Source organism: Hoeflea sp. YIM 152468 (assembly GCF_029210485.1).
GTDB lineage: Bacteria > Pseudomonadota > Alphaproteobacteria > Rhizobiales > Rhizobiaceae > Hoeflea.
Genome location: NZ_JARGET010000013.1, coordinates 142,117 through 166,887, shown reverse-complemented (window position 1 = coordinate 166,887; position 24,771 = coordinate 142,117). Strand labels below are relative to the sequence as shown.

Genomic DNA, 24,771 nt, shown 5'->3' with positions numbered 1-24,771 from the left:
CGGAGCGCTGACGTCAAATGGACTATCTTTGGCGTGCCATCGATGAACCTGGACCCGGCGCGAGATGGGCCGGGCTGTTTGCGGAATACTGGCCCGACTACCAGCGCTGGTGGGTCCGTGACGGCGCCGATGCCCGGCCGACCTATTGGGAGTGCTACCAGGCGATCAGGCAGCATATGCCCGAGATGCTGGCGCTTTACGAGCAGCTTTGTGCGCTGGCTGGCGGCGGCGACCAGGCCGCCCGGTTCCTGAGCTTTTTTGGCCCGCCGCCCTATCTTTCGGGATGTTCGCAAGCCATCTGGCCCGGCGTCGAGCCGGTGCTGGTGCGCAATTACGACTACAGCCCGCTGGCCTTCGACCGGCTGATCCTGCGCACCCGGTGGCAGGGACGCACGGTGATCGGCACGTCGGACGGTTTGTGGGGCCTGGTCGACGGCATGAACGACGCCGGACTGGCAATCTCGCTGACCTTCGGTGGCCGTGTGGTGGTGGGGGACGGATTTGGCGTGCCGCTGATCCTGCGCTATGTGCTGCAGACCTGCGAGACCACCGAGCAGGCTGCTGCAGTGCTGTCACGAATTCCCAGCCACATGAGCTACAACGTCACCGTGCTCGACGCGAAGCGGAACTACGTGACTGCCTACATGGCGCCGGACCGGCCGACTCTGATCACAAAATCGGCGGTTGCGACAAATCATCAGGAAAAAGTCGAATGGGCGGCGCATGCCCGGTTCACCGCGACGGTCGAACGCGAGCGGTATCTGCTGCAACGGATGACCATCCATCGCGACACTGAAGAAAAATTCATCTCGGCCTTTCTCAAGCCGCCGCTCTATTCGTCTGCCTTCACGCAAGGATTCGGCACGCTCTACACCGCCATCTACCGGCCACGGCTCGGCGAAATGGAACTGCGCTGGCCGCGTGGTGTGTGGAGCTTCGATATTCGACATACCATCGAGGATCAGCGGTTGATCCACATTCCCGGCCAGGAGGCCAGTTCGGCATGACCCATGTTTTTGCCCGGCACACCAAAATCCAGCCGCCGGTGGTGGCTGGCGGCGAGGGTTGCTACCTGTTCGACCAGGGCGGCAAGCAATATCTCGACGGATCAGGCGGAGCGGCGGTGTCATGCCTGGGGCACGGAGATGCTGGCGTGATTGCCGCCATCAAGGCGCAACTCGACAAGGTCGCCTTTGCCCACACCGGATTTTTCACCTCGGAACCGGCTGAGACCTTGGCGGATCTGCTGATTGCCAAGGCGCCTGAAGGGATCGACCGGGTCTATTTCGTCTCGGGCGGATCTGAAGCCACAGAAGCCGCCATCAAGCTGGCGCGGCAGTATTTCGTCGAGACGGGCGAGCCGCAGCGGGCCAGGCTGATTGCCCGCAAGCAAAGCTATCACGGCAACACCATCGGCGCGCTTTCAGCCGGCGGCAATGAATGGCGGCGGGCGCAATTCGGTCCGCTGCTGCTGGATGTCAGCCATATCGACCCCTGCTACGACTACCGCCTGCGGGCAGCGGATGAAACGCCTCAAGCTTACGGCCTGCGCGCCGCCGATGCGCTGGAAACCGAAATTCTCAGGGCCGGTCCGGAAACGGTGATGGCTTTCATCGCTGAACCGGTGGTCGGTGCGACGTCGGGGGCCGTGCCGCCGGCGCCGGGATATTTCCGGCGCATCCGCGAAATCTGCGACCGTTACGGGGTTCTGCTCATCCTCGACGAAGTGATGTGCGGCATGGGCCGGACCGGAACCCTGTTTGCCTCCGAGCAGGACGATGTCAGGCCTGATATTATCGCCGTGGCCAAGGGTCTGGGCGGCGGCTATCAGCCGATCGGCGCAATGCTGTGTTCGGCTGCGATCTATGCGGCGATCGAAAGCGGCAGCGGCTTCTTCCAGCACGGTCACACCTATATGGGACATGCGACGGCCTGTGCGGCAAGCCTGGCCGTGGTCGACGCCATCTACCAGCGGCAATTGCTGTCCAATGTCGAGGATATGGGCGGGCTGCTCAAGCAACGATTGCACGAGCGTTTCGGCCAGCATCCGAATGTCGGCGATATCCGCGGCCGCGGTCTGTTTGTCGGCGTCGAGCTGGTCGAGGATCGCGACACCAAGGCGCCGTTTGCGCCGGGTGACAGGATCGCGGCCCGGATCAAGGCCGCGACGTTTGAGGCCGGGCTGGTCTGTTATCCGATGTCGGGGACGATCGATGGCCGCCGTGGCGATCATGTGCTGCTCGCGCCGCCCTATATCATCACGCCGGCGCAGATAGACGAGTTGGTGGACAAGCTCGCCATCGGCATCGCGGCCGCCACCGGGGTTTGATCTGGCGGCCAGGGTCAGTGTAGCCGCTAATCGCTGCCAGCACGAATGTGCGACCGGCGCTGTTTCCGCCTCCCGCGGGTAGCCAGCGAAATCCGGCGGTCGGCTTCACCGACCCGGGTCGATGGTTTTTGAGGGCTGTGTGCTCTATAGGGCGCTGTGCAGGCTGAAAGTGATCGAGATCATTTTGCAGTGGGAACATGGGGCGGAACTGATCCACGATACGCCTTTGCGGACAAAGTTGGCACACCTGATAGACATGGCAGAGCACATCGACGCGGATCCGAAAGCAGACGAACGCACGCTCAAGCACCTCATGGAAACGGTCGCTGGCAAGGTGCGTCTTGCCTCCCTGCTGACTGTTGCCTCGGCTCTGATCTGGCTGCCGCAGGCGGCGCTGGTGGCATTGGCAATCGCCGGCCTGCTGGAGGGGCAGAGCGGGCCCGGGCCGGTGGTCTCGATGCTCGGATTTGCCGGACTTGGACTGATGCGCGCGGTGCTCAGCTATTGGGCGGAGGGGCTGCTGTTTGATGCCGGCACGCAGGTCGTCACCGATGTCCGGACCAGCATCGTCTCGCGCGAAATGCGCGCACAGGGCAGTGGCGCTGCCGGTTCGCTTGCGGTGCTGGCCGCCGAAAAACTTGATCTGCTTGTGCCTTTCGTCAGCCGCTATTCTCCGGCGCAAGCCCGGATGATGTGTGTGCCGCTGGTTATTCTGGCGGTGGCATTCTGGCAGTCCTGGGCGGCCGGATTGGTGCTGTTGATCACCGGTCCGCTGATCCCGGTGTTCATGGTGCTGGTCGGCATGGCGGCAAAACAGGCAAGCCAGCGGCAACTGGCCGACATGGGATCGCTCAATGATCTGCTGATCGAGCGGCTGTCGGCGCTGGTCGATATCCGGCTGCTTGCTGCCGGCCCGGTGGTGATCGCGGAGTTTGCCGACGGCGCGGAGCGACTGCGGGAGCGCACCATGGCTGTGCTCAGGATCGCCTTCCTGTCGTCGACGGTGCTCGAATTCTTCGCGGCCGTTGGCGTGGCGATGATGGCGGTCTATGTCGGCTTCTCCTTGCTCGGCACCATCGACTTCGGAAGCTATGCGGCGCCGCTCAGCCCTGCGGCCGGAATTTTTCTGCTGCTGCTGGCGCCGGATTTCTACCAGCCGCTGCGCGATCTGTCGGCAGCCTGGCATGACAAGGCGTCGGCGCTGGCGGTGGCCGGAGAACTGGCCGAATGGCAGGCGCAAGCACCGGTGCAACTGGTGGGCAGGGGCGGCAAGGCCGACGCTTTGAGCGGTGCGGCGGAGATCCGTGTTTTTGATGTTGCGGTGAAGGCCGGTGACCGGGTGATCGGCTTTCCTGACATGGTGATCGGCGCAGGCGAGAGTGTTGCGCTGATGGGGCCGTCGGGTGCGGGCAAGACGACGTTGCTGCGGCTGCTTGCAGGACTGGCGCTGCCCGATCACGGGAGAATCCGCGTGTGCGGGCAGCCTCTGGATGCGAAGGTTGCCGATGCCTGGCGCGCGCGGCTGGGCTGGATGCCGCAGGCGCCGCATTTCCTCAATGCCAGCCTGGTGCAGAATGTCAGCCTGGGCCAGACAGGCAATCTGGACGATGCCCTGCGGGCCGCTGCCGTGGAGGGTGTGGTCGACGCGCTGCCGGGACAACGCTTCGCGCGGCTGGGAGAAACCGGTGGCGGGCTGTCGGGCGGAGAGGCGCGGCGGATCACGCTGGCGCGGGCGATCTACGCCCGGCCCGACGTTCTGCTTGCCGACGAGCCGACCGCCGATCTCGATGCGCTGACCGCCGGCAAGGTGATGGCGGGACTGGCTACACTTTCCGCCCGTGGCTGCACACTGATCATCGCCACCCATGATCCGGCTTTGGCAGCACGGATGGACAGAACGATCCTGATCGGCGGTGACGCATGAGTGCGCTGTGGCGGATCTTCCGGCTGATTGTGCAGGACCAGAAAACCGCACTGATGCGCGGCGCGGCGCTGAGCCTGGTGGTGCTTCTGGCGGGCGTGGCCCTGCTTGGCCTGTCGGGCTGGTTCATTACCGCCGCCGCCGCTGCGGGGCTCGCGGGAGCGGGTGTGGTGTTTGATGTGTTCCGGCCCTCGGCGATGGTGCGTCTGCTGGCGCTGGGGCGGACAGCGGCGCGTTATGGCGAAAGGGTGCTGACCCATGATGCAACGCTGAAGGCGCTGACCTCGATCCGGGTTCGGCTGCTGTCGGCCACAGCATCGGCCTCGCTTGACGTTCTGGTGCGGTTGCGCGGGCCGCAGGCATTGAACCGGCTGGTGGCCGATGTCGATGCGCTGGACGGCATATCGCTACGGGTGATGCTGCCGATCGCAGCGGGGGTGCTGGCGCAGATGATCACCTTCGCCGCAATGTGGTGGCTGGTGGATCTCAGCGTCGCACTCTGGATCGCGGCGGGCTTCATGCTGGTTCCCGGTGTTGTGATTTACCGGGCGTCGCGCAGGGCCGCAGGCCCCTCGCGGCGCGGGGAAGCCGCCGCCCAGGCGTTTCGCAGCCGGCTTATCGACCTGATCCGGGCCCGCAGCGACCTGGCGGTCTACGGGCAACTCGTCCATCATGGAGCCCGGGTGCTTGCCACCGACGCCAAGCGCCAGCGCGATCGTGTGACGCTGGACCGGATCGAGCGCCGGGCGGGCTTTGCGCTTTCGCTCACCGGAACGGTGGTCGCAGCCGGCGCGCTGGGCCTTGGCATGTGGCTGGCAGAGGCAGAAGCGCTTTCGCCGGCGCTGGCGGCAATCGGCTTTTTCGCATCGCTGGCGCTGATGGAAACCATCGGACCATTGCGGCGGGCCGTGGCTGATCTGGGCCGGATGACGGTTGCTGCCCGCAGGGTGGGGGGAAGCCTGTCCGGTGAGCCTTCACAATCTGCTGGAGGGTGCATGGGCGATGGCTCAGGTTTGCGGATTGATGACCTGTCGTATCGCAGGCCGAAGGCAGCCCGTCCGGTGCTCGATCGGATTTCCTTGACCGTGGCGCCAGGGGAAAGCGTCGCCCTGACCGGTCCGAGCGGGGCGGGCAAAAGCACGCTGCTGCTGCTGGTGGCGCGACTGCTGTACCCGACCTGTGGCCGGATTCTGATCGGGTCGACGTCGCTTGAAACCTGGGATGAAACGGCGCTGCGCGACAATCTGACGCTGGTGCCGCAACGCAGTGCCCTGATGGCCGGATCAATTGCCGATGCCTTGCGGCTTGGTTGTGGGGATGCCTCCGATCCCGCGCTGTGGCAGGTGCTTGAAGCGGTGATGCTGGCCCCTGTCATTCACGCCAAGGGCGGGCTCGGATTCCGTCTCGGGCCAATGGGGGCGGGGCTTTCGGGCGGCGAGGCGCAGCGTTTGGTGCTTGCCCGCGCTCTGTTGCGAAACCCAAAGCTGTTGCTGCTTGATGAGCCAACCGAAGGGCTCGATGATGCGACAGCCATCGCTGTGCTGTCGGGCGTCAGGGCCTATTTGCCGCAAGCCGCGATCTTGACCGCATCGCATCGGCCGGTTGAAATCGGATGGGCAGACCGGGTGGTCGACCTGTCCCGGAACGGGATGATTGAGACGACAGCGGTATCGGGATAAAGTTGCCACACCGATGCCAATGGGTGTTTATACCAAAGGCCAAAGCCTCGGGTGACCGGCGCCCGGACCAGATCAGTGCATGGCGGGGGCCTTTGTCCCGTCTCGAAGGGAAGCCAGGATATGGAATTCGGAATCGTCGAGTTGTCCCGTCTGCAGTTCGCCCTGACGGTGATGTATCATTTTCTGTTCGTGCCGCTAACGCTTGGGCTTTCCATCCTCGTCGCCATCATGGAAACGGTCTATGTGATGACCGGTCGTCCGATCTGGCGGCAAATGACAAAGTTCTGGGGCCTTCTGTTCGGCATCAATTTCGCTCTCGGGGTCGCCACCGGCATCACCATGGAGTTCCAGTTCGGCATGAACTGGAGCTACTACAGCCATTATGTCGGCGATATTTTCGGCGCGCCGCTGGCGATCGAAGGGTTGATGGCCTTTTTCCTGGAGGCAACCTTTGTCGGCCTGTTCTTCTTCGGATGGGACAAGCTGAGCAAGGTGGCGCATCTCGCCGTGGCCTGGCTGGTGGCGATCGGGGCCAATTTCTCCGCCCTGTGGATCCTGATCGCCAATGGCTGGATGCAGAATCCAGTGGGCGCGGTGTTCAATCCGATGACCATGCGGATGGAAATGACCGATTTCTACGCGGTGCTGTTTAACGATGTGGCGCAGGCCAAATTCGTCCACACCGTGTCGGCAGGCTATGTTACCGGTGCGGTCTTCGTGATCGGGGTTTCGGCCTGGTATCTGCTGAAGGGGCGGCACATCGAGCTGGCACGGCGCTCGATCACCGTGGCGGCGGCATTCGGCCTTGCCTCGGCATTCTCGGTGGTTCTGCTGGGCGATGAATCCGGCTACAACGCCACTCACAGCCAGAAGATGAAACTCGCGGCAATCGAAGGCATGTGGGACACGCACGCAGCGCCGGCGCCCTTCAATCTGGTGGGGTTTCCTGACCAGGCGGCGCGAAAAACCCATTACGCCATCGAAATTCCCTGGGCGATGGGACTGATCGGGACCCGCTCGCTGACCACGGAAATTCCCGGAATGAACGAGCTGGCCGAACAGGCGGACAGGCGCATCCGCTCCGGTCTGATCGCCTATGATGCCTTGATCACCATCCGTGCCGAGCGGGAAGCAACTGCAGCGGCCGTGATCGATCAATTCGAAAACCATTCCGCTGATCTTGGCTTTGCCTTTCTGCTCAAGCGGTATGTCGATGATCCGCGGGAGGCGACCGAGGCTCAGATCCTGGCCGCCGCCGGCGACACGATTCCGACCGTCTGGCCTCTGTTCTGGTCCTTCCGCATCATGGTGGGGCTGGGGTTCGGCTTCATCGCGACGATGGCCTATTTCTTCTGGCGCGCCTCGTTCAAGGGCATGAATTTTCCGCGACCGGCGCTGCACCTGGCGGTCTGGATGATCCCGGCGCCCTGGATTGCCGCGGAACTGGGCTGGTTTGTCGCCGAATTCGGCCGCCAGCCCTGGACAGTGGATGGTGTGCTGCCGACTGCGCTGTCGGTATCGGCGCTGTCGATGACCGAAGTGTCGATCACGCTGGCGATCTATATCGCGCTTTATACGCTCCTCTTCATCATCGAGATGAAACTGATGCTTAAATTCATTCGCAAAGGTCCGTTCCAGGATGTCGAAGAGACCGACGCCTGGATGGCGAGACACACTGAACGGCTCAGCGGCCGGCACAACGCCGATGCCGTCGCCATGCCAGCGGAGTGACACAGATGATCCTGCATGAGCTGATTGATTATGATGTGCTGCGCGTGATCTGGTGGGGGCTTGTGGGCGTGCTGCTCATCGGTTTCGCGATGACCGACGGCTTTGACATGGGCGTCGGTGCACTGCTGCCCTTCGTCGCCAGAACCGACGTCGAGCGGCGGATCGCGATCAACACTGTGGGCCCGGTCTGGGAGGGAAACCAAGTCTGGTTCATTCTCGGCGGCGGCGCCATCTTTGCCGCCTGGCCGCCGCTCTATGCGGTGTCGTTCTCCGGATTTTACCTGGCCATGTTCGTGGTTCTGGCGGCCTTGATCGTCCGCCCGGTGGCTTTCAAGTTTCGCTCCAAGCGCGAAGATGCGCGCTGGCGCGAGCGGTGGGACTGGGCGCTGTTCGCCGGCGGCGCGGTCCCGGCGCTCGTGTTCGGTATTGCCGTCGGCAATGTGCTTCAAGGCGTGCCGTTTCGCCTTACCGAGGATTTGCACTCGATTTATGCCGGTGCTTTCCACACCAAGTTCCTCGCGCTGTTCGACCCGTTCTCGCTGCTGGCCGGTGTGGTGTCGCTGGCCATGCTGGCGATGCATGGCGGTGCCTGGCTGGTGTTGAAGGCGGATGGCAATGTGCGCGACCGGGCGCGCCGGTATGGCTCGATTGCGGCGCTGATTGCGGTGGGCGGGTATGGCCTGGCCGGCCTATGGTTGGCGTACGGCATCAATGGCTACCGGATCGTCGGAGACTATCTGACCGACGGACCTTCCAATCCGCTTCATTTCGAGGTGGAAACAACTGCAAGCTGGCTGACCGCCTATTCGGACCGGCCGTGGATCATGATTGCACCGATTCTGGGCATCGGTGGCGGGCTTCTGACTTTCCTTGGTTTGCGGGCAGGTCGCGAAGTGTCGACGCTGTTGTGCTCGAAACTTGCGATCCTCGGGGTCATCTCGTCGGTGGGGTTGACCATGTTTCCCTTCATCCTGCCGTCTTCCACCGATCCACGGTCTTCGCTGACGGTCTGGAACTCTTCGTCCTCGCACCTGACGCTGTTCGTGATGCTGGTTATGACGGTGATTTTCCTGCCGATCATCCTGGCCTATACAGCCTGGGTCTACAAAGTGTTGTGGGGCAAGGTCACCGAAGACGACGTCTCCGAATCATCCCATTCGGCCTATTGAGCAGGAGAATCTGGACATGTGGTATTTTGCCTGGATGCTTGGTCTGCCGCTAGCCGCGATGTTCGCCGTGGTCAATGCGATGTGGCTGGAAATGCAGGAAGACAGACGCCGGATGGATGATCAGGGCGGGCCGAAAAAGCCTTGATGACGGGTCGGAACCCTGCTCTCGGACGCCGGGTTTGTCGAGACGGTGCTTCACAGAGCTGCTTTGACTGGTCAATTCGTTTTGTTGAATGTGTTTTGACCCAAATCAAGCTGCACGACCAGAATACATGCCAGAATTGCCGAATAGCACTCAAGGAGTTCGGCAATGAGCAGCGCGGATTTCAACACCTCAAGGCGCATGTTCCTGACCCTCGCGGCCGGCGGTATTGCAGCTGGGGTTGCAGGCCCTCCGGTTCGCGCCGCGCCGGTCAAGACCTCGGCACGCGTGGTGGTCATCGGCGCGGGCGCCGCTGGAACGTCTCTGGTCAACAGGCTGGTTGGCCGGCTTGACGGTGCCGCCATCACCATTCTCGATGCCAGCACGACGCATCTTTACCAGCCCGGCCTGTCGCTGGTCGCGGCGGGACTGAAGCCGGCATCCTACACCCAAAGCCGGACCAGCGACTGGTTGCCTGGCGGGATCACCCACATCGGCGAAGCCGCCGCGGAGATCGATCCGGTTGCCCGCACCGTGACCACGTCGGGCGGACAGAGGGTCGGATATGATTTTCTGGTGGTCGCACCCGGTCTCGTGCTCGATCATGAGGCGATCGAAGGCTTTTCACTCGATCTCGTCGGCAGCAACGGGATCGGTGCGCTCTATGCCGGCCCGGACTACGCCGCGCGGACATGGGTGGCGGCGTCAAAATACACCGAAGAGGGCGGGATCGGGCTCTTTACCCGCCCGGCAACCGAGATGAAATGTGCAGGAGCGCCGCTCAAGCACACGTTCCTGATCGACGACATCGCGCGCAGGGCGAACAAGGCCGGCAAGACCGAGATCATCTATGCGTCCAACAATGACAGTCTTTTCGGTGTGCCGATCGTGTCTGAAAAGGTGCGCATGCTGTTTGGTGATCGTGGCATCCGTCCTGCCTACAGTCATGTGCTGAAATCGATCGAGCCGGGCAGGCGGATTGCCAAATTTGCCACCCCCGGGGGAGATACGGAGATGGGGTATGATTACCTGCACGTGATTCCGCCGCAGCGCGCGCCGGAGGTAATCCGGCAGTCGGGCCTGTCATGGGCCGACAAGTGGACCGATCAGGGATGGGTGGAGGTTGACAAGCATACTCTCCGCCACCCGCGCCATCCCGAGATCTTCGCGCTGGGTGATGTCGCCGGCGTGCCCAAGGGCAAGACTGCTGCCTCGGTCAAATGGCAGGTTCCCGTGGTTGAGGATCATCTGGTTGCGGCGATCGAAGGACGTGAGGGAACAGCAGTCTACAATGGCTACACGTCCTGCCCGCTGATCACCCGGGTGGGCCGCGCCATGCTGGTCGAATTCGATTACAACAACGATCTGACCCCCTCCTTCCCGGGCATCATCGCGCCGCTGGAGGAGCTGTGGATCAGCTGGCTGATGAAGGAAGTGGCGCTGAAAGCCACCTACAATGCCATGCTGCGGGGCAAGGCCTGAGGAGACGGTGATGCAGGAACTGACTCTCGAAACCCTGATTGCGGTGTTTGAGGAAATCTTCGGACGTGGCCTGTTCTGGATCATGGTGGCCGGAGCAGCGGTGGTCACGCTGGCCTATTTCTATGTGCTGATCCGGGACCGCTCGATGTCGATGCGCAAATTTTTTCTGGCCCAGCTCTCGATGCCGTTCGGCGCAATCGCTGCCGTGTTGATTGTCCAGAAGATGACCCGGTCAGGATTCAGTGACATTGGCGGACCGATCGACATGATTGTGCTTCTGGCAATTGCGGCGGTTGGCGCCATTGGCCTTGCGGTGCTTGTCTACACGGCGCAATCGCTGATCCGCTCGCGCTCGTGAGGACTACCGGCACAACCGCCACGAGCCTGGCTCGGTCACGCCTGGCAATTGTGTTTGCCGGAGCGGAGTTGTAGTGCTCACCGGTGGAAATGCGGATTGCCGGAGAGAAACATGAGCTTTGACCCGCCGGTTGCGGCAGCAGGTCCCGAGACCAAGCGCAAGCGCGGGCAAGGGGTGGGTGCCGTCTACGAGACCCTCAAGCACGAGATCCTGGATCTCACTCTGGCGCCCGGCAGCGCGGTCGATGAGGTGAAGCTGGCGGAGCGGTTCGGTGTCTCTCGCACCCCGATCCGGGAGGCGCTGTTCAAACTGGCCGGGGAAGGCCTGGTGGTGACGCTGCCGAACCGGTTTACCATCGTGGCGCCGATCGATTTTCCAAACCTGCCACAGTTTTTCGATGCGCTGTCGCTGATGTATCGGGTGACCACGCGGCTGGCGGCCGCCAACCGGACCGATGACGAGCTGGCGGCGATCCGCGACCTGCAGCAGGCCTATTCCAAAGTCGTCGAGGCCAGAGACGTGCCGGCGATGATCGAGGTCAACCGCAATTTCCATGTGGAAATCGCCTGCGCCGGCAAGAACCGGTATTATGCCGAGTTGTTCACCCGCCTGCTTGATGAGGGCCGGCGGCTGCTGCGGCTTTATTATTCATCCTACAACGACACTTTGCCGCAAATTTATGTGCAGGAACACGAGGACATGCTGGCGGCGATTGCGCGGCAGGATATCGAGGCAGCCGACCGTATCGCGCAGGCCCATGCCGATCAGATCGTTCGCCAGATCCGTGCCAGCATAACCGAAGACCGCCGATTGAACGCCGACATCAACCTTTAAGGTCGGCCTTTAACATACGCCTTTGTGCGCTGGATGCTGCTGGCATGGCTGGCAAATTCAATCCGCCCATATTCGCTGAATATTTATTGTCGACACCGAATATACAAATATATATGGTCGGTTTCGTTCGTATCGACGCTGCCGTTCAGGCCGTTGCACGCCACGCCATAGGGTGGGACCAGATGTTCTGCCTTGTTGAACTGGTGTCTGTCCCGGATCGGCGGTTGCTGAAACCTGATCCTTGAGGAGGAGACACCCGATGGACACCTCGATTTTTACCGGCTGCATGCCGGCCCTGATGACGCCGTGCAACCCCGACCGGACACCGGACTTCGATGCGCTGGTGCGCAAGGGCGAGGAGCTGATTGCGGCCGGCATGTCGGCGGTCGTCTATTGCGGTTCGATGGGTGACTGGCCGCTGCTGACAGATGCGCAGCGGATGGAAGGTGTTGCGCGGCTGGTTGGCGCCGGTATCCCCACCGTTGTCGGCACCGGTGCCATCAACAGTGCCTCGGCAGTGGCGCATGCGGTGCATGCGGCAGACGTCGGTGCGCAGGGTCTGATGGTGATCCCCCGGGTTCTGTCCCGCGGCAGCTCGGCAGGCGCGCAGGCTGCCCATTTCAAGGCGATCCTGTCTGCGGCCCCCGATCTTCCGGCGGTGATCTACAACAGCCCCTATTATGGGTTCGCCACCCGCGCCGGGCTGTTTTTCGCGCTGCGCCAGGAGCACCCCAACCTGATCGGCTTCAAGGAATTCGGCGGAGCAGCGGATCTTCGCTATGCCGCCGAATATATCACCTCGGCGGACGACAGCGTCACCCTGATGGTGGGCGTCGACACCACGGTCTACCACGGCTTCGTCAATTGCGGCGCCACCGGTGCAATCACCGGCATCGGCAATGCGCTGCCGCGTGAAGTGTTGCAACTGGTGTCGCTGAGCAAGAAGGCGGCGCAGGGCGATGCTGTGGCGCGGGTGCAGGCCAAGGAGCTCGAAGAGGCTCTGGGTGTGCTCTCTTCCTTCGACGAAGGCGCCGATCTGGTGCTTTATTACAAGCACTTGATGGTGCTCAATGGCGATGCGGAATACACGCTGCACTTCAATGAGACAGACGCGCTGACGGACTCGCAGAAGCATTATGTTGAAAACCAGTACAGGCTGTTCAAGGACTGGTACGCCAACTGGTCGGTCTGAGCCTGGACTCCGGGGTCTGGCCGCAGATGCGCCGCAAAGGCGGTCTGTGCCGATCAACAGGGCGGGTCGCCGGGTCGGGTGCATCCCTTGTCTCTTGCGGATAGATTGGCCAAAGCTGGCTGATCGATTCTGCCGGGAGGCTGGACCTGTGTTGCTGCCATAAGGGAGGGGCGCTCATGCCGCGTTTTGCTGCAAACCTGTCGCTGATGTTTACAGAGCACGCGTTTCTCGACCGGTTTCAGGCCGCTGCCGACGCGGGGTTTGAGGCGGTGGAGTGCCTGTTTCCCTATGACTTTCCGGCACGAGAACTTGCGAAACGGCTTGTCGCAGCAAATATGGAGCAGGTGATGTTCAACCTGCCGCCAGGCGACTGGGCTGGCGGTGATCGTGGTCTGGCCGCATTGCCGGAGCGAAAGGACGAATTCCGCCGGTCGGTTGTGACTGCGCTGGACTATGCTGAGACGCTCGGCACGCGCCGGCTGCACGTGATGGCGGGGCGCGCCGATCCACAGGATCCTGACTTTCAAGCAACCTACAGGGACTCGCTGGCCTATGCTGCGGATGCGGCGGGCGAGAAGGGAATCTTGCTGCTGATCGAACCGATCAACGGCCGGGACATGCCGGGTTACTTTCTCACCGATTTCGATCATGCCGCCGGGGTGATCGGCGACATCGGCCGGCCAAATCTGATGCTGCAGTTTGACATTTACCATCGGCAGATCCTGCACGGTGACGTTCTTGTCGGGCTGGAGCGGCTGATGCCGCTGATCGGACATGTGCAGACCGCCTCGGTGCCCGGTCGCAACGAGCCAGGCTCCGGCGAACTTGATGATTTGCGTATCTTCAAGGCGCTTGACGATCTTGGCTATCAGGGCTTTGTCGGCTGCGAGTACAGGCCCCGGGCTGGCACCAGGGATGGCCTCGGCTGGATGCAGCAGACCCGGTGAGCGGTGCGCTGCCGGTGCTTATCCGACCGGTCTGTCGGCGTGCCGCATAAGGCCGGAAAAGAGCAGCGGTATCACGACGAACACCGGCAGCGCCATGTAGACGGCGGCGAAGCCGGTGTGTTCTGCGATGAATCCGATCACCGAAGGGACAAACAGAATGCCGGAATAGCCCATGAAGGTGACCACAGAGATGGCCAGGCCCTGCGGCAAGCCAGGCAGGTTGCCGGCCGCCGAAAAGGCGATCGGAACGGTGTTGGCCAAGCCCAGACCGGCCACTGCAAAGCCGGCGATCGCCAGCTCTGGCGCTTGCGCCATGCCGGCCGCACCCAGCCCTGCCATGGCCAGAATCACGGAAACCCGGAAGGTCCTGACCGCGCCGAACCGGTCGCGCACCAGATCGCCCAGAAACCGCATCAACGCCATCGAAGCAGAAAAGGCGCCGAAAGCGAGGCCAGACAGTGCTGCATCGGCTCCGAGTTCCTGACGCAGATAAAGGGCGCCCCAGTCGAGAACGGCCCCTTCCGGGGTCATCACGATCAGGCAGATGATGCCGGTCAGCCACACCGCGGCCCCTGCGGTGAGCAGGCCGGGTCTCGAGCCGCGGGTGTCATTCTCGCCGCGTGTACGATTTGTCGTGAGTGGTGGATCGGAGAGCGCTCTTGGCCACGCCACGGCGACCGCGCAGGCTGTCAGCAAGGAGGCGGCGATGGCATGAACATGCACACCATACACTGCAATCATCACGCCACCGAGGCCGGCTCCAGCCACGCCGCCGAGGCTCCAGAAGCCATGGCAGGATGACATGATCGCCCGGCCCTGGCGCTTTTCCACTTCGACCGCATTGGCGTTCATGGCGACATCCATGCCGCCGATCAGCGCCCCAATGAGAAACAGCGCGATGGCGGCTGTCCAGATTGACGGCGCCAGGGTAACAAACAGCAGGCAGGGGCTTGTCGCCGCGGCGACATAGCGCATGACCGTGCGCGAGCCGTTTTGCGAGACCAGCGCGCCAACCGCCGGCATTGCGCACAGCGAACCGATGCCGAAGCACATGATCATCAGGCCAAGATCGCTTTCATCGAGGCGCAGGCGCGCGGCGAATTCAGGGATCTTCGGCGCCCAGCTGCCCACCACGAAGCCATTGGCGAGGAACATGAGAGAGACGGCCAATCGTTGCGGGGACAGCAGCGGCGGCGCTGAAATGGTCGAGACGGACATTTGTGGCTCCAGACTAAATCGATTGAATGGCGGTACACCGAATTTCAACCCGGGTAAATCTGAAAGCTGGTAACGCTCGGAGTGACGATGTGACACATCGTGAATTGTTGATTGCACCAGAAAAAGATGCCCGCTTTCACTCCCCGCTGTGGTAAGGCCGCGGATCTGGGTGCCGAGAGCAGCAAAAATGCCCGGTCGGCGAGGAAATGAAACAGGAGAAGACGAATGGCGACAGGTTCAGCGCGGGAGTGGGTGCGACGTCTGCAGCCCTACAGGTTGCCGAGTGATGGACGGAGCGCGTTCGAGACAGTGCTGACAGTCAGCCTTCTGGTGGCTTTCTGGGTGTTGATGTGGTTCGCGCTGTCCTACAGCATCATTCTAACGCTGGTGTTGTCGGTTCCTGCAGCGCTTCTGATGGTGCGCACTTTCATCATCCAGCACGATTGTGGCCACGGCTCGATGTTCACCACGGCCAAGTGGAATGACCGCGTCGGCCGGGTTCTTGGCGTCCTCACCCTTACGCCCTACGATTACTGGCGCCGGTCGCATGCGATGCACCATGCCGCATCGGGAAATCTCGAACGGCGCGGCATCGGCGACATCGACACGCTGACCGTTGAAGAATATCTCGCCCTGACCGGCTTCGGCCGCTGGAAATACCGGCTCTACCGTCATCCGCTGGTGATGTTCGGTCTCGGGCCGGCTTTCATCTTCATGCTGCAGCACCGGTTGCCGGTGGCGGCGCTGAAGGACGGCATCATGTCCTGGAAAAGCGTGATGGTGACCAACCTGGCCATTGTGGCGATGTGGCTCGCACTCGGCATGCTGGTCGGTTTCAAGGCCTTCCTGATCATCCACCTGCCGATCATGCTCATCGGGGCTTCGGTGGGCGTCTGGATGTTCTATGTGCAGCATCAGTTCGATCCGACCCACTGGGAGCGTGCCCCGAAATGGGAGCGCGAATACGCCGCCCTGCATGGCAGTTCGTTCTATGATCTGCCCCAGCCGCTGATGTGGGTGACCGGCAATATCGGCATCCACCATGTGCATCACCTGTCGAGCCGCATTCCGTTTTACCGGTTGCCGCAGGTTCTCAAGGATTTTCCCGAACTTGCCGAGATCGGGCGGCTGACCTTGTGGCAGAGCTTTCGCTGCGTGCCGCTGACATTGTGGGACGAAGATCACCGTCGGCTGGTGCCGTTCCGTTCCGTGCGCGGACGTATGGCCGGAGCCGCTGCGGCGACGTGATCGGGCCGGTTTGAACAGATGACATGGCTGTGGCGGGTCGAGTGTTTTCAGCGATCCGCCCGTCCTGTTGCGCTTTTACTTGTGTCTATTCAAAAAACAGTGTATTAAGCGCTTATCGATTTTTGACCGGACGACTTGGTCGCTCACCGCTTGAAGCGGAGACACGCTCAACACTTCACTTAAATTCGATGACGAACGCCTGCGCCGAGCGCCTAAAAGAGCGCTTGCGCCGGGAAATGCATTCATGGACAAAAAGGACTCCCCCCCATGAAAACCGGTACTGTTAAATTCTACAACGACCAAAAGGGCTTCGGCTTCATCGCACCTGACGACGGCAGCAAGGACGTTTTCGTCCATGCAACTGCACTTGAGCGTGCTGGCATGCGCGGTCTGGCCGAAGGCCAGAAGGTAAGCTTCGACACGGCTGAAGACCGTCGCACCGGCAAGACCGCCGTTTCGACCATTCAGGCTGACTGAAAAGCCAAATCAGATGTCGGCTGGCTAGGCTGGGCGCTCTGAATTGATTTCGCCTGGGAGCTTCGGTTCCCGGGCGTTTTGCGTTTTGGTGTCCGATCTGGCGCAGATATGGTGTGCTCATGGCTCGTTGCGGCCGGACACAAGACACATTTTAATGCATCAGCAGGGGGCCAGAGACCCTCCGGGGCTGGCAAGTCATCATGCCGGCAGCGGGGCTGAGGCCGCCTGTCCTGGGTCAGGCCAAAGGTGAGTCACAGGCTGAGGCAGCCTTGACGCATCTACGCCGCAGATACATTGATTCCACGAGATACAGCGTTCGTTGAGGCTTGTGTGAGGATAGCCTGGTGCCACGCGGGGGGCAAAGCCCGCCGCCGGTCAGCGCTGCCGAGCTGCTTTGCTGTGGCCTGCCGCCGCAGCTGTAAGCCAATTGGTGAACTGTACACCAGACACCAACAAGCATCCGCCCATGTCACGAATGACACTGGGCGGATGCAGACATTCCTGGCTATGGCGCAGGCTGATCTGTTCAAGCCGAGCCGGCTTGAAAGATTATGCGCTTTCTTTTGGCGTCAGAACCTGGCGACCGCGATACATGCCTGTCTTCAGGTCAATGTGGTGCGGGCGGCGCAGTTCGCCGGAATCCTTGTCCTCGACATAGGTCGGGGCCTTGAGAGCGTCAGCGGAACGGCGCATGCCGCGCTTGGACGGGGTGGTTTTTCGCTTCGGAACAGCCATGACGAACTCCAATTCAACATACAGGCATGTCCAGCGGTCGACCCTGAGGGCGAAACTGACAGATGCCGATTTCGGAAATTTGCCGGGCTTATACATGGCTATTGCAGGCTTGACCAGCGGTGGCCGCCATTTTTTTAGCATCGGCTTGCGATAATCATCGCGGCTACAGACGCAGCCGTCAAGCTTCGTCTTGTTCGACAGTCCACGGCTCTGCCCGAGCTGCCGCCTCCCATTCGCGCCAGGCGGGAAGATCTTTCACCCTGCCCATGTAGTCTGTCGTCTCGGGTCCGGTCTTGAAGGCGTAAACGTCGAGGCGGTTGACCACCGGGGCATACATCGCATCGGCAATCGAGAAGGCGCCAAACAGGAAGGGGCCGCCGCTTTGCGAAAGACAGTCGTTCCAGAGGCTTTCGATGCGGGCCACGTCCGCTGCGACAGCGGGCGACACAGAAACGGGGTGGCGATCGCGCCGCATGTTCATCGGGCAGGCCGCGCGCAATGCCGGAAACGACGACATCATCTCGGCGCTCATGGCCATCGCCCTGCTGCGATGTGCCGGGTTGTCCGGCCACAGACCGGCTTGCGGGTGTTTGCGGGCGACGTGATCAAGGATGGCAAGCGATTCCCAGACGGTCAGGTCGCCATCGACGAGAACCGGCACTTTGCCGGTGGGAGAAAAGACCTTGAATGCTGGGTTTCCCGCCGACATGTCGAACGGCACGAGTTTTTCATCGAAGCTGATGTTGGTGACGCGCATGCCGAACCAGGGTCTGAACGACCAGGAGGAGTAGTTCTTGTTGCCAATGTAAAGGACCGGGTCAGCCATGAAACATACCTCGCGTGGGTTGGAAGCCAATGTCTCACGCGTGCGGTGGCCGGAAAAGACAATTTACTTGAACTCAATCATAAAGGCATTTGATGTAGGCGCCGGATTGGCGGGCTCTTTTTTCTATGATGCCCGCAAGCCGGTTCATGCCGCGCGAGGCGTTGGCGGCATTGCGCTTGATCGGGTTGGGCAGTGTGACCGCCAGCAGGGCCGCCTGACGGCCCGTGAGCTTTGCTGCCGGCACTCCGAAATAGGCCTGCGACGCTGCCTCGATGCCATAGACGCCGGGGGCCCATTCCGCGACGTTGAGATAAATCTCCATCAGCCGCCGCTTGGACCAGACCACATCCATCCACATCGCCAGGGGAATCTCCAGCGCCTTGCGCAGCACTGAGCGGGTTTTGGGCAGAAACAGGTTCTTTGCAGTCTGCATGGCAATGGTGCTTGCGCCGCGCGTCGCTTCGCCGTCCAGCGCGTCATCGATCACCAGATTGAGCGCCTTCCAGTCAATGCCTGAATGGGTGCAGAATTGTCCGTCTTCCGACATCATCACCGATTGCACCAAAACCGGCGCGATATCTTCAAACGCAACCCATTGCCGGTCATAGGCGCGGCCGGAGACTGTTTCAGTCAGCATCAGTGTGGACACCGGATGGATCTGGGGCAGGGCATAAAGCGGTATCAAGCCATAGGGCAGGATCAAACCGAGGATGATCAGGGTCAGCGCCCATCTGATCAGCCGCCGCAGGACAGAACGCCGGCGAGGTGCAACGGTCTTGGTCCCGGATCGGGACGTCTGGATGGGATTCTGTCTGGCCACCTTGTGTACCCCGAACGAACTGTGCCGTCAGTGACGGCAATAGAACCTGTGCATAACGATCTTGGTCTGCCAAGGCCAGACTGGAAAGGTTCATCCCATTTCACCGGATCATGGTATCCAGAATTTATTGGCTCAAACAAACCGTTGCCGCCGCGAACGCGGCATGACAAGAGACCGGTATGAACAGGGATCACACAGAGAACTTTAGCGCACGACTGGAAGCCACGGCACAGGCGGTTGCGTCGATGCTTGAAAATCTGCTGTCCGAAACCCCGGCAGCCGGTGAAATCGCCCGTCCGGGCCATCTGATGGCAGCGATGCGTCATGGCGTTCTCAATGGCGGAAAACGTTTGCGGCCGTTTCTGGTCATCGAAACCGCCCGGATGCTGGGTGCGCCCGAGACGGCAGCTCTGCGAGTCGCGGTGGCGCTCGAATGTGTCCATTGCTACTCGCTCATTCATGATGACCTGCCGTCGATGGATGATGACGACCTTCGGCGTGGCCAGCCGACGGTTCACGTCGCCTTTGACGAGGCAACCGCGATCCTGGCCGGCGACGCTTTGCTGACGATGGCATTCGATATTCTCTCAGCCCCGGAGACGGCGATGCCGGCGGAGGCCAAGCTGGTGCTGATCAGTCAACTCGCGCGGGCTGCCGGGGTTGGCGGCATGGTCGGCGGGCAGGCTCTCGATCTTCATGCCGAGCGGGTGAGGCCGGACGAGACGGATATCGTGCAGCTGCAAGCGATGAAGACCGGCGCGCTGCTGCGCTATGCCTGTGCGGCCGGCGCGATAGCCGCTGGGGCTGATGACGGCGTTGTGGCGCGCATGACCAGATTCGGCGAGATCATCGGTCTTGCCTTTCAGCTCGCGGATGATCTGCTGGATGTGACATCGGATGCGGCGACATTGGGGAAGGCGGCCGGAAAGGATGCGGCCCGGAACAAGGGAACGTTGCTGTCGCTGCATGATGCGAAGACCGTAAGACTGCGGCTCGGCGGGCTGGTTGCAGAGGCGACGGCGCTGCTCGAGCCGTTCGCCGGTGAGGCAGATACGCTCCGGCAGGCTGCCGGTTTCATTGCCAGTCGGGAAAGCTGATCCTGCTGGCGGTGTTTTCGCAGCCACATGATTATAAAATAACGTTTTTCTATACGCATTTGTTAACCAGCGCGCGGCAGTATTCTCCCAAACGGGTGCTGCCAGAGTCATGATTGAAAAATCCAAGGATCAGGATGAAACCGCGGTTGCGCGCAGATCTGTCATCTCGCTGCGCATCGGGTATATCGTTTCGCTCACGGTGATTGCGGTCATGTGCGCGGTCTTCTTCAACAAACAGACCGAACGCAACCGCACGATTCAGAAAATCGGCGAGATTTCGACCGAGCTGGCCGGTATCGACGGCGCGCTGAGTGCAATCTCGCACCGGAGCGAACGGCTGGCGCAGACCTATGCCGAGTACCAGGCCTATGTGGACCCGCGGCTCGTTGGCGCCACGCTTGTGGAAAAGCGCGCAATTCGTGACAATATGCAGGTGGATCCCGACATTCTGTCGGCGATTTCCAGCATGCGTTTCCGCTTCGAAAGAGCACGCTGGAGTATCAAGCATCTCAGAGACAAGTGGGAAGAGCTTCCCGTAGAGCTAAGGCAGCGTGTAAGGACGCAATCGCGCTACATGAGCGATGCGGACCCGTTTCTGGCTCATATGCAGATGGTGGGTGCCGAGCGTGTCGACGCGGCCCGTACCAAAAAGGATCTCTACTGGGCAAGCCGCGAAGTCAACGCGATGTTTGAAGAGGTGATCCACCCGTCCGATCTTTTTGTGCATGAGCAATTCAGGAGCTATCTGGCGGAATTGTCCCTTGCACAGGGAGATTTGCTCAAACGATATCTGCTGGCGATAATCGGTATCTTGCTGGTGCTGGGTCTCGGCGTGTTCATACCGATCGACTTCATCATTCGCCAGATGATCAGGCGCCTGCAGGACAAGACCCGTGAGATCGATGCGGCCTTGACCAAGGCGAAAATGGGCGACAGGGCCAAATCCGAGTTTCTCGCCACCATGAGTCACGAAATTCGTACGCCGATGAACGGCGTATTGGGGATGGCAGAGCTTTTGACAAGGACCGATCTCGATACGCGGCAACGCACATTTACCGATGTCATCCTCAAGTCCGGCAATGCGCTGCTGGAAATCATCAACGACATTCTCGACTTCTCAAAGATCGATGCCGGGCAGCTCAAGCTCAATCCCAAATCATTCAATCTGATTGACACAACTGAAGACGTTGCCACGCTGATGTCATCCCGGGTGGTTGAAAAGGACATCGAGCTTGTTGTTCGCATCGCGCCCGGATTGCCCGATAAGCTGATCGGAGATCCCGGGCGAATCCGGCAAATTCTGACCAACCTTGTCGGCAACGCGGTCAAATTCACAGAGCATGGCCATGTCATGGTCGAGATCGACTGGCGCAAGGTCGGCAAGGTGGGCGAGACGGAGCGGCTGGCGCTGTCGATCGCCGTACGGGACACGGGGATCGGTATTCCGGCCGAAAAGCTGGATGCCATCTTTGAAAAATTCAGTCAGGTGGACGGATCCTCGACGCGCAAGCATGAAGGTACCGGGCTTGGTCTGGCCATCGCCACACGGCTGGTGGAGATGATGGGCGGGAAAATTGAACTTGAAAGCGAGGTCGGGATTGGCTCCAGCTTCAGCTTTACAATCGAAATGGATGTCTGCCGTGAAGCCGCATCGGTGGCTCCCGCCCGCACGGATGATCTGCCCGGCCGTCGTGTTCTGGTGATTGATGACAATGCGATCAACCGGATGATCCTGACGGAGCAAATCCGCGACTGGGGATTTGACTGCGTGGCGGTGGAAGGTGGCGAGATCGGACTCGACCTGCTGCGGCATGCGCGTTCGAGTCTTGGCATAGGCATTGACCTTGTGGTTCTGGACTTCCAGATGCCGGGCATGACGGGCGCCGATGTCGCCCGGGCCATCAGGTCAGAGCCGTTGATCGCGGAGACACCGATTCTCATCCTGTCATCGGTTGACCAGGCAGATCAGCTCGCGGCGCTGAGTGATCTCGGCATTTTTGCGCAATTGACCAAACCTGTGCGCAGTGCGCAGTTGCGCATGACCGTGCAGGCGGCGTTGCTTCACGCCAATGCCGGCTCGCGGCCTCATGCAAGCGCAGCAGCGCCGGTGCGGAGCACTGTTGCAGGCGTGGGCCAGGCCCCTGTCGGCCCTGCCGCCGGTGTCGCCCTCGCTGATGCCGGCACGCCGGAAACGGCCATGCCGACCGAACCGCTGATTCTGGTGGCGGAAGACAACCAAATCAACCAGATTGTCTTTCAGCAATCCCTGGACGGATTGGGATTTGCGCACAGGCTCGCGGTGAATGGGCGCGAGGCTGTGCGCATGTGGTCCGAACTGCGACCGATGCTGGTGTTGATGGATGTTTCGATGCCGGAAATGAACGGCCTTGAGGCGACCGCCGAAATCCGGGCTATCGAGGCCCGTGAGGGGCTGACCTCGACGCCGATCATTGCTGTTACCGCGCATTCGCTCAAGGGCGATGAGGAGCGCTGTCTGGCCGCGGGGATGGATGACTATCTGTCCAAGCCGATCTCGCCGGAAAAGCTTGGCGCCATGATCGACCGCTGGCTGCCTGCGGCCCAGGACAGGGCGCGATCGGCGTAGCGGATACCATTATTGCTGTATCAGACGCCGCTTCAGGCCACGCCTGAGGATCTGATTCCAAGCGCATCCCGCAGAATGCGGTCCGGATCAGGCGCCTGTTCCGAACCGCTTTTCGATATAATTGGCGACCATCGCCTGAAAGTCCTCGGCGATCCCGGGGCCGCGCAGAGTGGCAGCCTTCTTGCCGTCGATGAAGACAGGTGCCGCCGGGTTCTCGCCGGTGCCGGGCAGGGAAATGCCGATGTCGGCGTGCTTGGATTCGCCCGGGCCGTTGACTATGCAACCCATGACCGCGACCTGCAGTCCCTCGACGCCGGGATATCTGTCGCGCCAGAGCGGCATGTTGCGCCTCAGATCATCCTCAATGGTGCGGGCAAGCTGTTGGAACACGGTGGAGGTGGTGCGGCCGCAGCCCGGGCAGGCGGCCACCACCGGAACAAACTGGCGGAAGCCCATGACCTGCAACAATTCCTGGGCGACGATGACCTCGCGGGTGCGGTCGCCGCCAGGTTCGGGGGTCAGTGACACCCTGATCGTGTCGCCGATGCCGGCCTGCAACACGATACCCATGGCGGCGGACGAGGCGACAATGCCCTTTGAGCCCATGCCGGCTTCGGTCAGGCCCAGATGCAGGGCGTGATCCGAGCGGGTGGCGAGTTCGGAATAGACCGCGATCAGGTCCTGCACCTGGCTGACCTTGGCCGAGAGGATGATGCGGTTGCGTTCAAGCCCGGTCTCCTCGGCCAGCGCGGCTGAATGCAGGGCTGACTGGATGATGGCTTCGCGGGTGACATCCTTGGCGCTCAGTGGTGATCCGTTGGCGGCGTTCTCGTCCATCAGCCTGGTCAGCAGAACCTGGTCGAGTGAGCCCCAGTTGACCCCGATGCGCACCGGCTTGTTGTGGCGGATGGCCATTTCGACGATCTCGACGAACTGGCGGTCCTTCTTGTCCTTGAAGCCGACATTGCCCGGGTTGATGCGGTACTTGGCCAGCGCTTCGGCGCAGCCGGGATGATCGGCCAGAAGCGTGTGGCCGATGTAATGGAAATCGCCGACCAGCGGCACGTCGAGGCCAAGGCGCTCGAGCCGGTCGCGGATCTTCGGCACGGCGGCTGCACTTTCGTCGCGGTCGACCGTGAGGCGGACGATCTCCGAACCGGCGCGATGCAAGGCTGCGACCTGTGCCACGGTCGCGTCAACGTCGGCAGTGTCGGTGTTGGTCATCGACTGCACCACCACCGGCGCGCCGCCACCAACGATGACGCCACCGACATCGACCGCAACGCTGGCGCGGCGGGCTTGCGGGACAACGAAGTGGGAAGTGGTCATGGGAGCCTCGGATTGCAGTCTGCCATGCGGCAGGGAGCCTTGGATGGTCACTTCCTAGAACGGCAACTGGCGAATTGGAAGTGGTTTGATGGCCAATGTCCGGTCAATCCGGGTTGAGCCGCCAGACTGCGTGATTGAGTGCGGCTGCCGTGGCGACCCAGACAGCGTAAGGCACGAACAGCAGGGCGGCCAGTGGCAAAACCATGCTGGCGAAAGCGATATAGGCCAGAATGGTCAGAAGCAGCAGGCAAACATCGATGAAGGCCAGATCCATCCGGTGGCGGCCGAAAAACAGCCAGGACCAGGCGCCGTTGAGGATCAGTTGCAGCAGCCAAAGCGCCATGATGATGCCAGCACCGGCGGTTTGCCAGACCAACCAGCCGGAGATGCCGATGGCGATGTAAAGGATGGACCAGACCACAGGAAACGCCCAGTTCGGTGGCGTCCAGGAGGGGCGGCGTAATTGCTGATACCAGGCGCCGGGCTTGAAGAAGGCCCCGCTCGATGCGGTGGCAAGCACGAGCACGGCAATGATGATGGCAGACATTTCAAACTCCAAGAACCGGTTGAGCCGTGGCGGCGCGGTGCAAAGCTGCGGCCGTGACGCAGGGTTGTCGATTGCCCTTTCAAAG

Annotated in this window: 23 protein-coding genes; 17 read left to right on the top strand and 6 right to left on the bottom strand. The window is 61.5% G+C overall.

Annotated features, from left to right (window positions below; translation table 11 throughout):
• Window positions 1-17: 17 nt before the first annotated feature.
• The 13 genes from PZ897_RS08250 (at window position 18) to otnI (ending at window position 13,784) form a co-directional block, all read left to right on the top strand.
• Window positions 18-1,007 (top strand): C45 family peptidase, encoded by a 990-nt coding sequence (locus PZ897_RS08250; protein ID WP_275751567.1) that lies wholly within the window; start codon window positions 18-20, stop codon window positions 1,005-1,007.
• Window positions 1,004-2,329, top strand: coding sequence for an aspartate aminotransferase family protein (locus PZ897_RS08245; RefSeq protein WP_275751565.1), 1,326 nt, complete (start codon window positions 1,004-1,006; stop codon window positions 2,327-2,329). The genes PZ897_RS08250 and PZ897_RS08245 overlap by 4 nt, the downstream gene beginning before the upstream one ends.
• Window positions 2,330-2,498: 169 nt before the next feature.
• Window positions 2,499-4,253, top strand: coding sequence for a thiol reductant ABC exporter subunit CydD (gene cydD, locus PZ897_RS08240; RefSeq protein ID WP_275751563.1), 1,755 nt, complete (start codon window positions 2,499-2,501; stop codon window positions 4,251-4,253).
• The gene (locus PZ897_RS08235) at window positions 4,250-5,929 is read left to right on the top strand and encodes an ATP-binding cassette domain-containing protein (protein WP_275751561.1); all 1,680 of its coding nucleotides are present in this window, start codon (window positions 4,250-4,252) and stop codon (window positions 5,927-5,929) included. Before cydD ends, PZ897_RS08235 begins: the two co-directional genes overlap by 4 nt.
• Before the next feature lie 120 nt (window positions 5,930-6,049).
• Window positions 6,050-7,660 (top strand): cytochrome ubiquinol oxidase subunit I, encoded by a 1,611-nt coding sequence (locus tag PZ897_RS08230; protein ID WP_275751559.1) that lies wholly within the window; start codon window positions 6,050-6,052, stop codon window positions 7,658-7,660.
• 5 nt (window positions 7,661-7,665) lie between these two features.
• Window positions 7,666-8,829, top strand: coding sequence for a cytochrome d ubiquinol oxidase subunit II (cydB, locus tag PZ897_RS08225; RefSeq protein WP_275751557.1), 1,164 nt, complete (start codon window positions 7,666-7,668; stop codon window positions 8,827-8,829).
• Between the two features lie 16 nt (window positions 8,830-8,845).
• The gene (gene cydX / locus PZ897_RS08220) at window positions 8,846-8,974 is read left to right on the top strand and encodes a cytochrome bd-I oxidase subunit CydX (RefSeq protein WP_275751555.1); all 129 of its coding nucleotides are present in this window, start codon (window positions 8,846-8,848) and stop codon (window positions 8,972-8,974) included.
• Window positions 8,975-9,139: 165 nt separating this feature from the next.
• Window positions 9,140-10,453 carry an FAD/NAD(P)-binding oxidoreductase gene (locus tag PZ897_RS08215; protein WP_275751554.1) on the top strand — a complete coding sequence of 438 codons (1,314 nt, stop codon included), beginning with the start codon at window positions 9,140-9,142 and terminating at the stop codon, window positions 10,451-10,453.
• A 10-nt stretch (window positions 10,454-10,463) separates the two neighbouring features.
• A complete protein-coding gene (locus PZ897_RS08210) occupies window positions 10,464-10,811 on the top strand; it encodes a DUF5368 domain-containing protein (RefSeq protein WP_275751552.1) in 348 nt (115 codons plus the stop codon).
• A 111-nt stretch (window positions 10,812-10,922) separates the two neighbouring features.
• Complete coding sequence (locus PZ897_RS08205; protein ID WP_275751550.1) at window positions 10,923-11,645, top strand: GntR family transcriptional regulator; 723 nt, start codon at window positions 10,923-10,925, stop codon at window positions 11,643-11,645.
• 44 nt (window positions 11,646-11,689) lie between these two features.
• A complete protein-coding gene (locus PZ897_RS08200; RefSeq protein WP_275751548.1) occupies window positions 11,690-11,890 on the top strand; it encodes a hypothetical protein in 201 nt (66 codons plus the stop codon).
• A 14-nt stretch (window positions 11,891-11,904) separates the two neighbouring features.
• On the top strand, window positions 11,905-12,837 hold the full coding sequence (locus tag PZ897_RS08195; RefSeq protein WP_275751545.1) for a dihydrodipicolinate synthase family protein: 933 nt from the start codon (window positions 11,905-11,907) through the stop codon (window positions 12,835-12,837).
• Window positions 12,838-13,013: 176 nt separating this feature from the next.
• Window positions 13,014-13,784: a 2-oxo-tetronate isomerase gene (gene otnI / locus PZ897_RS08190; protein WP_275751543.1), complete on the top strand. Its 771-nt coding sequence runs from the start codon at window positions 13,014-13,016 to the stop codon at window positions 13,782-13,784.
• Window positions 13,785-13,802: 18 nt separating this feature from the next.
• On the opposite strand, the gene PZ897_RS08185 is transcribed toward otnI, so the two are convergent.
• On the bottom strand, window positions 13,803-15,002 hold the full coding sequence (locus PZ897_RS08185) for an MFS transporter (RefSeq protein WP_275751541.1): 1,200 nt from the start codon (window positions 15,000-15,002) through the stop codon (window positions 13,803-13,805).
• Between the two features lie 225 nt (window positions 15,003-15,227).
• Between PZ897_RS08185 and PZ897_RS08180 the strand changes: the two genes are divergently transcribed.
• Together PZ897_RS08180 and PZ897_RS08175 are read left to right on the top strand one after the other, a co-directional pair.
• Window positions 15,228-16,250 (top strand): fatty acid desaturase, encoded by a 1,023-nt coding sequence (locus tag PZ897_RS08180; RefSeq protein ID WP_275751539.1) that lies wholly within the window; start codon window positions 15,228-15,230, stop codon window positions 16,248-16,250.
• 267 nt (window positions 16,251-16,517) lie between these two features.
• Window positions 16,518-16,727, top strand: coding sequence for a cold-shock protein (locus PZ897_RS08175; protein WP_035525378.1), 210 nt, complete (start codon window positions 16,518-16,520; stop codon window positions 16,725-16,727).
• A 549-nt stretch (window positions 16,728-17,276) separates the two neighbouring features.
• On the opposite strand, the gene rpmF is transcribed toward PZ897_RS08175, so the two are convergent.
• The 3 genes from rpmF to mtgA all read right to left on the bottom strand — a co-directional run bounded on the left by rpmF (window position 17,277) and on the right by mtgA (window position 19,036).
• Window positions 17,277-17,462: a 50S ribosomal protein L32 gene (gene rpmF, locus PZ897_RS08170; protein WP_275751534.1), complete on the bottom strand. Its 186-nt coding sequence runs from the start codon at window positions 17,460-17,462 to the stop codon at window positions 17,277-17,279.
• Window positions 17,463-17,640: 178 nt separating this feature from the next.
• On the bottom strand, window positions 17,641-18,288 hold the full coding sequence (locus PZ897_RS08165; protein WP_275751531.1) for a glutathione S-transferase family protein: 648 nt from the start codon (window positions 18,286-18,288) through the stop codon (window positions 17,641-17,643).
• A 73-nt stretch (window positions 18,289-18,361) separates the two neighbouring features.
• Window positions 18,362-19,036: a monofunctional biosynthetic peptidoglycan transglycosylase gene (gene mtgA, locus PZ897_RS08160; RefSeq protein WP_275751601.1), complete on the bottom strand. Its 675-nt coding sequence runs from the start codon at window positions 19,034-19,036 to the stop codon at window positions 18,362-18,364.
• Window positions 19,037-19,287: 251 nt separating this feature from the next.
• Here mtgA and PZ897_RS08155 point away from each other — a divergent pair, with 251 nt between their 5' ends.
• Both PZ897_RS08155 and PZ897_RS08150 read left to right on the top strand, forming a co-directional pair.
• The gene (locus tag PZ897_RS08155) at window positions 19,288-20,205 is read left to right on the top strand and encodes a polyprenyl synthetase family protein (protein WP_275751529.1); all 918 of its coding nucleotides are present in this window, start codon (window positions 19,288-19,290) and stop codon (window positions 20,203-20,205) included.
• A 109-nt stretch (window positions 20,206-20,314) separates the two neighbouring features.
• Window positions 20,315-22,810, top strand: a complete 2,496-nt coding sequence (locus PZ897_RS08150) for a response regulator (protein ID WP_275751527.1) — start codon at window positions 20,315-20,317, stop codon at window positions 22,808-22,810.
• An 87-nt stretch (window positions 22,811-22,897) separates the two neighbouring features.
• Here the strand turns inward: PZ897_RS08150 and ispG are convergent, their stop codons facing one another.
• Window positions 22,898-24,139, bottom strand: a complete 1,242-nt coding sequence (ispG, locus tag PZ897_RS08145; protein WP_275751525.1) for a flavodoxin-dependent (E)-4-hydroxy-3-methylbut-2-enyl-diphosphate synthase — start codon at window positions 24,137-24,139, stop codon at window positions 22,898-22,900.
• A 103-nt stretch (window positions 24,140-24,242) separates the two neighbouring features.
• Window positions 24,243-24,686, bottom strand: a complete 444-nt coding sequence (locus PZ897_RS08140; protein ID WP_275751523.1) for a TspO/MBR family protein — start codon at window positions 24,684-24,686, stop codon at window positions 24,243-24,245.
• Window positions 24,687-24,771: the final 85 nt, after the last annotated feature.